Consider the following 13,325-nt stretch of genomic DNA (forward strand, 5'->3'; position numbering starts at 1 on the left):
GCGCCGCCGAGGGTTTGAACCACGCCCTCAGCCGGCCATGCGCCCTATTTCCGCTGTGGAGGACAGAATGCAGATCGCCATCGTTACCGTATCGGACCGGGCCAGCCGGGGGCAGTACGAAGACCTCAGCGGACCCGCGATCGAGGAATGGCTGAGGGAGGTCGTCACTTCCCCTTACGAGATCGTCAAGCGGATTATCCCGGACGGCGTCGCCTCGGTGCGCGACACGCTGATAGCGCTCTGCGACGAAAGCCAGGTCGACCTGATCCTCACCACGGGCGGGACCGGACCCGCGCCGCGCGATGAAACGCCGGAGGCCATGCGCGAAGTTCTGGTCAAGGAACTGCCCGGTTTCGGCGAGCAGCTCAGGCGTGCCAGCCTCGAACAGACGCCGACCGCCATCCTGTCGCGCCAGACGGCCGGCACGCGGGGCAAAACGCTGATCATCAACCTGCCGGGCAAGCCGAGCTCGATCCGTTTCAGCCTCGATACCATCTTTGCCGCCGTTCCCTATTGCCTTGACCTGATCGGAGCGGGCCGGATCGAGACCGATCCAGCCCGCATCAAGGCCTTCCGCCCGGCTTCCTGAAGGCAACGGCCGAAGGCAATCGAAGACTTTCGGGACAAGTCAGATGTCCCGCACCTCGACATCGAGGAAGGGCGCATATTGCTGTGCGCCGAAGATGTCGGCGTCGCCCGGGCTACCGCTCGGGCGAAGGCGCAGGATGGTGAACTTGATCGCATAGGCCGGATCGTATTCGACGAAGTCGGTGAGCCGGGCCTGGTCGATGCCGAGGATGGCGCAGACCGTTTCGGGCGTCAAAGCTTCGGAGCGTTTCACCCTTTCATAGGTCTCCCGCTCGCGGAAGATGATGTCGAAGGTGATCTTGTCGGTCCCGGCATTCTTGCTGCGGATCGTCTTGGCGAGATCGGAGAGTTTGGTCACGGTCATTGCGCAGCCTCGAGCTGTCCGTTGCCGATGATGGCGGTGTGGGTGGGGAAGAGCTCCAGCGGATCGCTGACAGCCATGGTGTGGTTGAGGGTCCAGCGGTAGGCGGGACTCGCCTGCATCACCTCATCGAGCACGAAGGAAACGCCGCCGGCAGTACCCTTGACGTCGGGGAGGCGGGCGTAGAACAGCTGGCGCGTGCCGGTGATGGTCACTTCCTCGGCCATTTCCTTCGTCGGTGCGACGCCCTGGACGACGATCATCAGTTCATGACCCGGCTTGTCCTTCAGCGGTTCCATGTCGCCCATGATGCCGTTGCGGCCGAAGACGTTGTAGTGCAGTTCCCAGCCATCCGGGCCGAAGCGCTCGCGCACCTGGGTTCGCGCCCATTCGATGACCTCGTCGACATGGGCGATGGTGTAGGGGTCGCGAATGCCGGCCATGCCGACGAAGCGCTCGCCAAGCTTGCCGGAGCCCTCAAGTTTGACCCGGAAGTCGGTTGCGGGAACGAATTCCATGCCGGTGACGCGGGTGGTCTTTTCCGAGACCTGCTCGTAGACGCAATTGGTCATGTCGAGCATGCCGCCGGCGACATATTCGAAGAAGGGATTGGAGCGCTCATACATGGCGTGGCCCGCAACCGAAGCCACGGTGCAACGCTGTTCCGGCGACATGGCTGTGACCTCGACCCAATCCTCGGTGATCTCGCCGAGAACCGTTTCCTTGGCGCCATAGGGCTCGGCGCAGAACGAGGCGCATTCCAGCACCTTGCCGAGATAGTAGGACTGCGCTTCCGGAAAGCCGCGGGCAAGGGCCGCGCAGGCAAACACGGCGCTGTCGGAGGATCGGCCGCCGATGATGACGTCGCAACCCTGATCGAGCAGCGCCCGGAACGGATGGACGCCGGCCATGGCGACGACGCGTTCGGTGGCGTCGAGTTCTTCTTCGGTCAGGGCCGGACGGGCGTCGAGTCCCTGGATTGTCGAGCCGGAACGGATCTTGGCGCGCACCAGTTCCTTGTCGACCTCGGAATAGAACCAGCCGATGCGGAAGGGCGGCAGGTTGTGCTTGGCGGCGATCTCGCGGATCATCTCGACATACATGTCGACCCGGCTGTTGGTGCCGGTATCGCCGGCCGAGCCGATGATCATCGGCACGCCGATGCGGCGCGAGGCCAAAAGCATTTCCTCGAGGTCATGCGCCTGCCAGGCCTTCGGGCTGGCGCAGGTGTCATTCCCGAGCGGCACCGGTCCGATGTCGTCGCTGCCGCTGTCGGCCGCGATGAAGTCGGGACCGGCATCAACGCCGATGTGGAAACTCTTGGGTTTCAGCGGCGCAAAACCCAGATGCCCGTTGGGGCAGATGATCTTCATAGATCGCATGCACTTTCTCCATGGAAGAACGAAATCCGTCTTGTCCTGGTGAATGCATGCACCGTGCCAAACGCGAATGGTTCGTTAAGCTGCTGTAATGTATTATGAAAAATCACGGACACGGTTTGCGCTCAGGGAGCTGCGCGAAACGCACGCCGCGTGTCGTGCAATGCGCGCCGGCTCAATCCGTGATCAGGCCAAGCTTGATCATCTGGTGGCGCATGGCGTGCCGGCTGATCTTCAGGGTTGTGGCGGCGCGCTGCAGATTGCCGCCGGCAGCCGCCAGTGCGGCCTCGATCAGATGCTTCTGGTAATGCGCCGTTGCCCCGTGAAACCCGAGCGACAGATCGTCGGCCGTCGGCTGGCCCCGGGCAACGGACAGGACACCCGCTGCCTTTGCCTTCACCGTGCGCAGGATGCGATCGGGTAGATGGCGCGGCAGGACCAGGTCGTCGTCTTCGAGGATGAAGATGCGCTCGATCAGGTTTTCCAGCTCACGGACATTGCCGGGCCAGGGATACTGCAGGAAGATCTGCTGCACCTCGTCGCTCAGCCCCCTGATGTTGCGCTTGTACTGGGCGTTGAACTTGTCGACGAAATGCTGCGACAAGATCAGGGCGTCGGAGGCGCGTTCCCGAAGAGCCGGCAGGTTGATCGCCACGACCTGCAGCCGGTAATAGAGATCTTCCCGGAAGCGGCCGGAATTCACCTCGCCAAGGAGGATCTTGTTGGTCGCCGCGACGAGCCGGACGTCGACCGAGGTCGAGGTGACGGCGCCGACCCGGCGAAAACTCTGGGTATCGAGGAAGCTTAAGAGCTTGGCCTGCAGCACGAGGTCCATCTCGCGGATCTCGTCGAGAAACACCGTTCCGTGGTTCGCCATCTCGACGAGGCCGGCCTTCTTGACCTGGGCACCGGTGAAGGCGCCGCGCTCATGACCGAAGAGTTCCGATTCCAGGAGGCTCGATGGGATGGCCGCGCAATTGATGTCGACGAATTCGCCCGCAGCACGCGCCGACTGCTGGTGCAGCATGCGCGCGACCAGTCCCTTACCGGTGCCGGTCTCGCCATAGATGAGCACGGTGCGGGCGGGGCTTTTGGCAACGCGCGTGATCAGCTTCCGCAGGGCATCGATGCTCGCATGCTCGCCGATCAGATCGCGCTCGTAATTCGCCATGGGCCGCCCTGCTTGAGACATGACGACTATACCGGCATTTCGAACAACCGCCACTCTCCCGAACAGGGATTGCCCTCGACAAAATGAAGGCTCGCCTTGTCGCAGCGGTAGATGACGGTCGAGATGGTCTGTGAGTCGTCGCGGCTGGGATGCTGGCAGAGCGGCGCCATGTCTGGCCCGTCCTCGGCGTGGCTCGCCATCAGGGCCGCTGCCGCCGCAACATTCCAGCGCCGGTTCGGCACCATGCGCGACAGGAAGTCGAACCGGATCGATGAGTTATCATCGATCCGGTCGCCATTCTCGAGAAGATTGCAGTCCGTCATTTTCGCTGTCACGAAATGATTGGTCCGCCAGGAAGCCGCGCCCCTCTCGATGCCAAATGTGTCGGTGCCGAACTCGATCGCCGCGGTTGCCCCGCCGCGGTCGGCAAGCACCAGGTTTCCGCCGCCGGCATGGCGCCGCGCGGCGATGAAGGCGACCGCCTCTTCGACCGTGCGGCAGGTCGCCAGGATCCGGGTCATGGCGAAATAGCGCAGCCAGCCGACACCATGGCGTTTGGTTCCGACATGGTTGTCGACAAGCGCGAGGCCCGCCGCATTGATCCCGCTGGAATAGGCGCCGGGGCTGCCGGCGCTGCCGACGCAGATCATCCGGCCCGTCGCGATGTCCGGGCCCTCATGCAGGAAGACCCGCTGCACGCCGAGATGGGTGCCGGAAAAGTCGCGGTTCTTGACCACCAGCGGCCCGTCCTCGCTGTCGCCGACCGCCCAGGTGCTGCAGCCGTCGGTGTCGATCTCCGCGGCCGTCTTGAGGTCGCGCAGGATGGTGATGTGCTGGTGGACGAAGAGATCGTCCTCCATCAGGCCGAAACCGTCGGCAATGCCGGCGAGTTCCGCCATCGTGTCGGGATCATGGTTGCTCAGGAAAGTGCGCTGCGCCTCAATGTAGCGCAGGCCGTCGGTATCGAGCAGGCCGGCGGCGCTGGCCTGGTCGACGCGGCCGAGAACGGCAGTGCGGATCTGCTCGTCGCTGACACCGGCCTTTGTCGCCTGAGCGCGGCCGCGCTCGTAAGCGCTGCCGGAAAGCAGAACAGGGCTGGCGGGCTTGGCATCGAAGGGCAACATCGCACTACCTCAGGATCGAGACATTGTCGTCTATCAGATGACAGGATGCCGTATGGCCGTCGCCGAGATCATGGCGCGGCGGCGCCTCGACCCGGCACAGGTCGGTCGCCAGCGGACAACGCGTGTGGAACTTGCAGCCGGGCGGCGGCGATTGCGGCGATGGCAGGTCGCCGGTCAGCCGCACGCGCTGATGCTTGCCCGGATGATCGACATCGGGCACCGCCGACATCAGGCTCTGGGTATAGGGATGGCGCGGATTGGACAGGACCGTCTCGACCGGTCCCATCTCGACGATTTCGCCGAGATACATCACCGCCACCCGATCGCTCAGATAGCCGATGACCGAGATGTCGTGCGAGACGAACAGGTAGGTCAGACCCATGTCGCGCTTGAGGCCGGTCAGCAGTTCGATGATCTGCGCCTGGATCGATACGTCGAGGGCCGAGACCGGCTCGTCGCAGACGATGAACTGCGGATTGCTGATCAGCGCCCGGGCAATGCCGATGCGTTGCCGCTGGCCGCCGGAGAACTGGTGCGGGTAGCGGTCGAGGTGGTTGGTCTTCAGCCCGACCTTGTCCATGATCGCCGCCACCTTGTCTCGCATATCGCGCCGACTGGCGGCGAGCCCGTGCAGCATCAGCGGCAGGCCGATGATGTCGGCGACCGTGCGGCGCGGGTTGAGCGAGGCATAGGGATCCTGGAAGATGATCTGCATGTGCCGGCGCATCGCCTTCAGCGCATCGGGCTTCAGTGCCGTGACCTCGGTCCCGTCGAAGACGACCTTGCCGGAGGTCGGCTCGTGCAGGCGCAGCAATGCTCGCCCGAGCGTCGACTTTCCGCATCCGCTCTCGCCGATCAGGCCGAGCGTTTCGCCGCGCCGGACCTCGAAGGAGACGCCGTTCAGCGCCCGGATGTTGATCGGCGGCTTGCCGGTTGCCCAGGAAATCGGGCCGCGCCGGCCGCCATAGTGCTTCACCAGGTTTTCCACGGTGATCAGCGGCGTATTCGAATTCTCGCTCATGCCTTGACCTCCGGCAGGCGGATGCAGCGCGCCCGGCGCTTATCGCCGAGTTCGCGCATGTCGATCCTGTTCATGCAGGCGTCCAGGCGTTCGCTGCAGCGGGAATAGAAACGGCATTGCGGCGGCAGGTCGATCAGCTCGGGCACCTGGCCCTCGATCGGCTTGATCTTCTGGCCGCGCAGGGAAAGCCGCGGGATGGATTGCAGCAGGCCCCGCGTATAGGGATGCTGCGGGTTCTGGATCACCGAGGCGGTCGGCCCTTCCTCGACCACCTGTCCGGCATACATGACCATCACCCGGTCGCAATATTCCGAGACCACGCCGAGGTCATGGGTGATCAGCACCACGCTCATGCCGAGACGCACGCGGATATCGGCGATCAGTTCCAGAACCTGGGCCTGGATGGTCACGTCGAGCGCCGTGGTCGGTTCGTCGGCGATCAGCAGCTTCGGCCGGCAGGCGAGTGCTATGGCGATCATGATCCGCTGCCGCATGCCGCCGGAGAACTCGTGCGGATAGTATTGGAGGCGATCGCCGGCCGAGGCTATGCCGACGAGTTCCAGCATCTCGACCGCCTTGGCGCGGGCGGCTCTCCGCCTTGCCATGCGACCTTCAGGAAGCGTCTCGTCATGGGCGTAGAGCACTTCGAGGATCTGCTCGCCGACCGTCAGTGCCGGATTGAGCGCGGTCAGCGCATCCTGCATGGTCATGGCGATGTCGCGGCCGCGGATCTTGCGCATGTCTGGCGGCGACAATGCCCGCAGATCGCGTCCTTCGAAGCGGATCGAGCCGCTGGCGATGCGGCCCGGCGCGCGCACCAGTCCCATGACGGAGGAGAAGGTGACGCTCTTGCCGGAGCCGCTTTCGCCGACGACGCCAAGACACTCGCCCGGATTGACGGTGACATCGACGCCATCGACGGCGAAGACGCGGCCGGCACGGGTTTCGAACACGGTCCGAAGATCCCGGACCTGGAGGAGGGGGGAGGGGGTGGTCGTCATTCGTTGAACCTCGGATCGAAAGCGTCGCGCAGGCCCTGGCTCGCCACGTTGATCACCAGCACGAGCAAAAGGATGGCAAGGCCGGGGAAGGTCGAGACCCACCAGGCTTCGAGGATGAAGGCGCGGCCGTCGGCGACCATGGAACCCCAGGAGGCGGTCGGCGGTTGAACGCCGAGGCCGAGGAAGGAGAGGCTGGCCTCGAGGATGATGACGTCGGCCATGCGGATGGTCGATACCACGATCACCGGTGACAGGATGTTCGGCATGATTTCGCGCAGCATGATGTGGAAGCGCGAGGCGCCGATGGCACGGGCGGCCTCGACATATTCGAGTTCGCGCACGGCAAGCGTTTCGCCGCGCACCACCCGGCAGGGAATGACCCATTCCTTGTAGGCGAGCGCCAGGATGATGTTGAACAGGTCGGGTCCCATCATCGCCATCAGGCCGATGGCGAAGATCAGGTAGGGAAAGCCGAGCAGGATGTCGACGAGCCTCGAAATGGCGATGTCGACCCAGCCGCGCAGATAGCCGGCGGCGAGGCCGGCGACGATGCCGATCGTGGTGGCGACCAGGATGACGGCAGTGCCGATGAAGATCGAGATGCGCGAACCATAGATGATGCGCGACAGGATATCGCGGCCGAGCCCGTCGCAGCCGAGAAGATAGCTCCATTCGCCGCCCGGCATCCAGGCGGGCGGTTGCAGGCGCCGGAAGAGGTCGGTCTCGTTCGGATCGTGCGGGGCGATCCAGGGCGCGAAGATCGCCATCAGCACGAAGATCAGCACCAGCACCGCGCTGGCAAGCGCCAGCCGGTTTTCGGCGAAGTTCTCCAGGTTGCGCTTGAACAGGGATTTGCCCTGATCGGCAGCCATTGCCGGCGCGGCGGCATCGTCGGCGACGGTCATAGTTTCACCCGTGGATTGAGCAGCGTGTAGAGGAGGTCGGCGACGAAGTTCACCAGCACGTAGGTGACGGCGTAGAACAGCACGGCGGCCTGGACGAGCGGGTAGTTGCGCACGAAGATGCTTTCGACGACCAGCCGGCCGAGGCCAGGCCAGCCAAACACCGTCTCGACGATCATGTTGCCGCCGAGCAGCGACCCGGTTTCGAGGGCGGCCACCGAAACGGTCGGGATCAGCGCGTTTTTCAGCGCATGGCGGAAGAGGATGCGGCGACGGCTGAGGCCCTTGGCTTCGGCGAAGGCGACATAGTCCTGGCGCAGCACTTCGAGCATGGAGGTGCGGGTGACGCGTGTCAGGATAGCCGTCATCGGCAGGCCAAGCGTGATCGCCGGCAGCAGGATATGCGACAGCGCGTCCCAGAAGGCGTCGAGGCGCCCGCGCAGCAAGGTGTCGACCAACAGGAAATGGGTAATCGGCGCCACTTCGCTGTCGAAGCCGATCCGGCCCGAGACCGGCAGCAGCCTGAGCTGGACCGCAAAGAGCATCAGGAGCAGGATGCCGAACCAGAAACCGGGCAGCGACACACCGAGCAGCGAACCGATCGTGGCGACACGGTCGATGATGGTATTCTTCTTGATCGCCGCCATCACGCCGAGCGGGATGGAGGTGACAAGCGCGATGATCAGCGCGACGAGGCTGAGCTCGATCGTCGCCGGCAGGCGCTCGACGATCACGTCGAACACCGGCCGCCGGTGGAACAGGCTCATGCCGAAGTCGCCGGTGACGGCGTTTTCGAGGAAGACCACGAAACGCTCGCCGATCGGCTTGTCGAGCCCGAGGTCCTGGCGGAGTGTCAGTTCCTCGGCCGGGGTGATCGGCTGGTCGCCGATCATGATTTCAACGGGATCTCCCGGCGTCAGTGCCATCATCAGGAAGACGATGGTGCTGACGCCCAGGAGAACCGGGACGAGCTGCAGAAGGCGCTCGACCAGTTTGCCCAATCGCATGACCTATTCCCGCCTGTGTCGGTTATTCGACGCAGGCGTCGTGCAGGTTGATGCGGCTGTCGGCGCTCGGCTTCCAGCCCTTCAGGCGTTTTGACACGCCGTAGATATCCTTCGGAACCCAGAGATAGATGTAGGGAAGCTCGGCGTTCACGATCGCTTCCGCCTGCTGGTAGAGGGCAGCACGCTTGGCTGGATCGAGTTCGATCGCACCCTGATCCAGAAGGGCGTCGACTTCCTTGTTGGAATAGCCGGAGGCGTTGCCGCGGCCCATCGTGTAATGGGTCGGCACGAAGATATCGAACGGATCGAGCGAGCCGTTACCCCACGAGGTGAAGTAGATGTCGCCGTCGTTCTTGTCGTTCTTCGGGTTCCACTTGGCGTCGATCATCGCGCTTTCGCCGATGGCGACCTTGGCGCGGATGCCGGACTTGGCGAGCACCGAGGCGATCGCTTCGACCGTGTCCTTGTCGGCGCCTTCGGCGTCTATGGTGATGTCGATTCCGTCGGGGAAACCGGCTTCCGCGAGAAGCGCCTTGGCCTTTTCGGCATCATATTCGTGTTTCGGCAGGTCAGGGGTCGATGCGAAGGCGGCAGGGCTCAGGATGCCTTCGATCGATACGGCATTGCCGCCGAGGATCTTGTCGATGATCAGCTGCTTGTCGAGCGCGTGCGCGACCGCCTGGCGAACCTTGATGTCATCGAACTTGTCGCCTTTGAGGTTGAGGGCAAGGAAGACGCTGCGCGTTCCGTTGACGGTCATGACCGCGGTATTGGGATTCTGCTCGACCTGGGCGATGGAGAAGGGCGGCAGGCCGTTGATGATGTCGACATCGCCGGCAAGCAGGGCCGCAACGCGCGAGGCCGTTTCCGGGATAATCTTGAAGATGACGCGATCGACGCAGGCTTTGCCGACCGGCGCGATGTCCGGCGAGCCGCCGTAGTAATCATCGAAGCGTTCCATGATGATGGAATCACCCTTGCGCCATTCGACCAGCTTGAAAGGGCCCGCGCCATTCTCGGCGGTTGCCATTCCGGCGGTACCGACCTTTTCGACGAAGGCCTTGGAGACGAATTCCTGGAAAGGCAGCATGGCCGGCAGGAGCGGCCAGGGCTCATTGAGATTGATGCGGATCGTGTCGTCGCCGACAATCTCGATATCCTTGACCGGGCCGAGCAGGCTCTTGCGCGGGCTGGTCTGGCCGTCGCCCATGGCGCCTTCGACCGTCAGCCGGTCGAGGGTGAACTTGACGTCCTCGACGGTCAGGTCGGAACCGTCATGGAACTTGATACCCTCGCGGATCTTGAATTCGAAGGCGGTCGGCGAGGTTTGCGTCCAGGATCTGGCGATTTCCGGGACGACCCTCATATCCGGATCGCGGGTGAGCAAGCCGTCATACATGTTGCGGATGATGGTCTCGGTCTCGCGATTGCGATGATTGGCGGGATCGAGGGTCAAGGCTTCGGCGGTGAAACCGACCCGGATCTCCGATGCCGAAAGCGATGTCGCCGGAAGTATCAAGGCGACGGCCGTGGTGATCAAAAAGCGCTGAAAGTTCCCCATTCTTTTATCTCCTTGTTCGAGAAGAGCCGCGGCATTATTGACTGGCCGCTGGTTCATAGCTTGGTTAGCAAGCCGCATGCCATGTCTCGGGAGCGCCGGCTTCCCGGGAGAAACTCCTTTTATCTCAGATGTTTATCCTTCGCCTCCTGGGTTTGCCTGTCCACTCTACGGCTGTTGCGCGTGAAGTGCACGCGCGATGTGTCAAATCTGCGCGACGGAAGTCAGGCGTCCTGCGCCGCCCACAACCGCGAATGCGGGGTGCCGAACAAGGCATGTGCCCGCCGACGGCATCCTATTCCACATGAGGCGCGGGGTTCGGGCGAAAGACAGGTGATTTCTAAGCGAAGAGGGCGGGCACAGACGTTCGCGCTTCTCGTCTCTGCCGGCGCGCGATCGCGTAAGCATTCTCTGGCATCGAAGCCGAGGTGCCTGCGAGAACGGCTTGGCCGGGGTCGGCCTTTCTTCAGCCGCGTCCGGCCGCGAAGGGGTGACCGTCACCCCATGATGGAGGAGGAAGGGAGATTGCGGCAGAGGGACGGTTGGCGGCGAGGGCGGGTCAGATCGTGCGGCGATCGACGCATGGGGGATGCCGGTCGCCGCGGATGTCGGATCTCGCCTGTTCAGATCGCCAGCCAGAGGCGGGGATTGTCCGGCGACTGGATCTTGACCCAGCGCAGGTCGGTGTTCTTCCACGGGCGGATGGCGCTGGTGCGGTTGTCGAGCACGAGATCGCCCTTGCTGGTCTTGACCACCAGCACGGCATGGCCTTCGCCGGAGCCGGTGCGGGCAACCGCGATCCTGAGAGCCCGCGGCGACCAGCCCATGGTGATCAGGCGCTTGCGCTTGATCAGCGCGAAGTCTTCGCAGTCGCCGCTGGTGCCGGAGACCTGCCAGACGTCGCCGCCGTCGACCGCAAGGGAATCGCTTTCGGCGCGGAGCTGGCGATTGACGCTTGCATTGATCCGCTTGAGCTGGCTTTCGCGATAGGCGGTCAGCGCGACGACCGGCGAGCCGGCATTCTTCCTGCATTCCGCCGGGTTTTGCATGCAGAACTTGACATGGGCGAAGGGCGCGAGGGTCGGCCTGGCGGCGGCGATGAAGCTGACCGGCGGCGTGTCGCGGAGATTGCGGGCGAAGCCGCCGGGGCCGGCGGCAGCGGCCGGCTGGACCAGGGTCAGCGCGGTCAGCGCGACGACGGCGGTTGCAAGCAGTGTCTTCAGCATGTCCTCGTTCCCTGTTCGGCCGGTACCCGCCTGCTTGGCCGCAGGCTGTTGATTGCGGATTGCTTCCGTTCGGATGTCCTTGCCGCATTTCGCTGCAAGGTTCTCCGCGGCTTCGAACAGAGATTAGCCGGTGCGCTTTTCGGTGCGCTTAAACCGTTCCCGACAATTTTAGTGAATTGCCGATTTTTCCCATTCCGGAACACGAGGCGGCCGCAGAAGAATGGCAGGCCGCCGGGAGAACCCTGTGCTGCCGTTGCGAGGCTGCCGGTGAAGGCGTCATCCCGTGCGTTTCGTCGTCAAATGACTTCAGTCTTGCCGTTCGCGATCTTCAAAACGGCCAGATGCCCGGTGGCGAAGGCGGCGGTGTCGATGCAGATGCGGCCCTTTCCATGGCTGACCTGCGGCGCTGGCGTGTGGCCGTGCACCACCAGGACCGGCAGTTCCGGGCCGCGACTGAGAAAGGGTTCCCGCATCCACAGCAGATCCTCGTCGCTCTGTTCGTCCAGCGAGAGGCCCGGCCTGAGGCCCGCATGAACAAAGACGATGGGGCCGATGGTCAGCAAGGACGGCAGCGAGCGCAGAAAGTCGACATGATGCTGCGGCACCGCTTCCCTCGTCAATGCCGCCAGCCGTTCCAGACCGCGGGGACGCTCGAGACTATGGCTCGCATCTATGCCGTAGGAAAAGAGGGTCTCGCGTCCTCCGAGCTGCAGCCAGCTCAAGTGTGCGGCAGGATCGAGCAGGAAGCGGTAAAACAGGTCGTCATGATTGCCGCAAAGGGCGACCCGTTCGAAACACGCCGGGGGTGGCATAAGGAGATGGTCTATGACCTGGCGGGAGTTGGGTCCGCGATCGATATAGTCTCCGAGCATGACGAGGAGCTTCCTGCCATCCGACGCCGCCGCGTCGTCGAGAATTCGCGCTTCGGCATCGAGCAAGGCCGCGTGACAGCCATGGACATCGCCGATGGCATAGATGACGGCGTGGTCTGCCTGATCGCCGAGCGACAGTCGGGTTCTCTCCCCGGTGGGGCCGCCCGGCCGCATTCCGAGCAGTTTGTTCAGTAGTCTTCTCATTCCTGTCCGCTCAATACTCTTCACTCGACGTGATCTGGGAACCGACCGGCACGATTCGTGACGGCAAGCGACCCCGCTTCTTCCCCATGCATCGCATGCCGAAGGGGTGACCGTCACCCCATGATGGAGGAGGAAGGGAGATTGCGGCAGAGGGACGGTTGGCGGCGAGGGCGGGTCAGATCGTGCGGCGATCGACGCGTGGGGGATGCCGGTCGCCGCGGATGTCGGATCTCGCCTGTTCAGATCGCCAGCCAGAGGCGGGGATTGTCCGGTGACTGGATCTTGACCCAGCGCAGGTCGGTGTTCTTCCACGGGCGGATGGCGCTGGTGCGGTTGTCGAGCACGAGATCGCCCTTGCTGGTCTTGACCACCAGCACGGCATGGCCTTCGCCGGAGCCGGTGCGGGCAACCGCGATCCTGAGAGCCCGCGGCGACCAGCCCATGGTGATCAGGCGCTTGCGCTTGATCAGCGCGAAGTCTTCGCAGTCGCCGCTGGTGCCGGAGACCTGCCAGACGTCGCCGCCGTCGACCGCAAGGGAATCGCTTTCGGCGCGGAGCTGGCGATTGACGCTTGCATTGATCCGCTTGAGCTGGCTTTCGCGATAGGCGGTCAGCGCGACGACCGGCGAGCCGGCATTCTTCCTGCATTCCGCCGGGTTTTGCATGCAGAACTTGACATGGGCGAAGGGCGCGAGGGTCGGCCTGGCGGCGGCGATGAAGCTGACCGGCGGCGTGTCACGGAGATTGCGGGCGAAGCCGCCGGGGCCGGCGGCGGCGGCCGGCTGGACCAGGGTGAGCGCGGTCAGCGCGACGACGGCGGTTGCAAGCAGTGTCTTCAGCATGTCCTCGTTCCCTGTTTGCCCGGTATCCGCCTGCTTGGCCGCAGGCTGTTGATTGCGGATTGCTTCCGT

13 protein-coding genes are annotated in these 13,325 nt (G+C 63.9%); 1 reads left to right on the top strand and 12 read right to left on the bottom strand.

Features of this window, described 5'->3' with window-relative positions:
- Positions 1-67: 67 nt before the first annotated feature.
- Entirely contained in the window at positions 68-589 is a 522-nt protein-coding gene (gene mog, locus DYZ14_RS04170) for a molybdopterin adenylyltransferase (protein WP_154719519.1), read from the top strand.
- A 39-nt stretch (positions 590-628) separates the two neighbouring features.
- Here mog and DYZ14_RS04175 read toward each other — a convergent pair whose 3' ends face one another.
- From DYZ14_RS04175 to DYZ14_RS04230, 12 genes are all read right to left on the bottom strand, one after another.
- On the bottom strand, positions 629-952 hold the full coding sequence (locus DYZ14_RS04175) for a DUF4387 domain-containing protein (RefSeq protein WP_154719520.1): 324 nt from the start codon (positions 950-952) through the stop codon (positions 629-631).
- Positions 949-2,331, bottom strand: a complete 1,383-nt coding sequence (locus DYZ14_RS04180; protein ID WP_154719521.1) for an acyclic terpene utilization AtuA family protein — start codon at positions 2,329-2,331, stop codon at positions 949-951. The genes DYZ14_RS04175 and DYZ14_RS04180 overlap by 4 nt, the downstream gene beginning before the upstream one ends.
- A 172-nt stretch (positions 2,332-2,503) precedes the next feature.
- Positions 2,504-3,499 (bottom strand): sigma-54 interaction domain-containing protein, encoded by a 996-nt coding sequence (locus tag DYZ14_RS04185; RefSeq protein WP_154719522.1) that lies wholly within the window; start codon positions 3,497-3,499, stop codon positions 2,504-2,506.
- A gap of 26 nt (positions 3,500-3,525) precedes the next feature.
- Positions 3,526-4,623 (bottom strand): C45 family autoproteolytic acyltransferase/hydolase, encoded by a 1,098-nt coding sequence (locus DYZ14_RS04190; RefSeq protein ID WP_154719523.1) that lies wholly within the window; start codon positions 4,621-4,623, stop codon positions 3,526-3,528.
- Between the two features lie 4 nt (positions 4,624-4,627).
- Entirely contained in the window at positions 4,628-5,644 is a 1,017-nt protein-coding gene (locus tag DYZ14_RS04195) for an ABC transporter ATP-binding protein (RefSeq protein WP_154719524.1), read from the bottom strand.
- On the bottom strand, positions 5,641-6,645 hold the full coding sequence (locus tag DYZ14_RS04200) for an ABC transporter ATP-binding protein (RefSeq protein WP_154719525.1): 1,005 nt from the start codon (positions 6,643-6,645) through the stop codon (positions 5,641-5,643). The genes DYZ14_RS04195 and DYZ14_RS04200 overlap by 4 nt, the downstream gene beginning before the upstream one ends.
- The gene (locus DYZ14_RS04205) at positions 6,642-7,550 is read right to left on the bottom strand and encodes an ABC transporter permease (RefSeq protein WP_154719526.1); all 909 of its coding nucleotides are present in this window, start codon (positions 7,548-7,550) and stop codon (positions 6,642-6,644) included. The genes DYZ14_RS04200 and DYZ14_RS04205 overlap by 4 nt, the downstream gene beginning before the upstream one ends.
- A complete protein-coding gene (locus DYZ14_RS04210; RefSeq protein WP_154719527.1) occupies positions 7,547-8,554 on the bottom strand; it encodes an ABC transporter permease in 1,008 nt (335 codons plus the stop codon). Before DYZ14_RS04210 ends, DYZ14_RS04205 begins: the two co-directional genes overlap by 4 nt.
- A gap of 22 nt (positions 8,555-8,576) precedes the next feature.
- Positions 8,577-10,115, bottom strand: a complete 1,539-nt coding sequence (locus tag DYZ14_RS04215; protein ID WP_154719528.1) for an ABC transporter substrate-binding protein — start codon at positions 10,113-10,115, stop codon at positions 8,577-8,579.
- Between the two features lie 620 nt (positions 10,116-10,735).
- Positions 10,736-11,338, bottom strand: coding sequence for a transglutaminase-like cysteine peptidase (locus DYZ14_RS04220; RefSeq protein WP_154719529.1), 603 nt, complete (start codon positions 11,336-11,338; stop codon positions 10,736-10,738).
- A 296-nt stretch (positions 11,339-11,634) separates the two neighbouring features.
- Entirely contained in the window at positions 11,635-12,414 is a 780-nt protein-coding gene (locus tag DYZ14_RS04225) for a metallophosphoesterase family protein (protein WP_154719530.1), read from the bottom strand.
- Positions 12,415-12,653: 239 nt separating this feature from the next.
- The gene (locus DYZ14_RS04230; RefSeq protein WP_154719529.1) at positions 12,654-13,256 is read right to left on the bottom strand and encodes a transglutaminase-like cysteine peptidase; all 603 of its coding nucleotides are present in this window, start codon (positions 13,254-13,256) and stop codon (positions 12,654-12,656) included.
- Positions 13,257-13,325: the final 69 nt, after the last annotated feature.

Origin of the sequence: Ciceribacter sp. T2.26MG-112.2, assembly GCF_900492205.1 — a bacterium.
Taxonomy (GTDB): Bacteria; Pseudomonadota; Alphaproteobacteria; order Rhizobiales; family Rhizobiaceae; genus Allorhizobium; species Allorhizobium naphthalenivorans_A.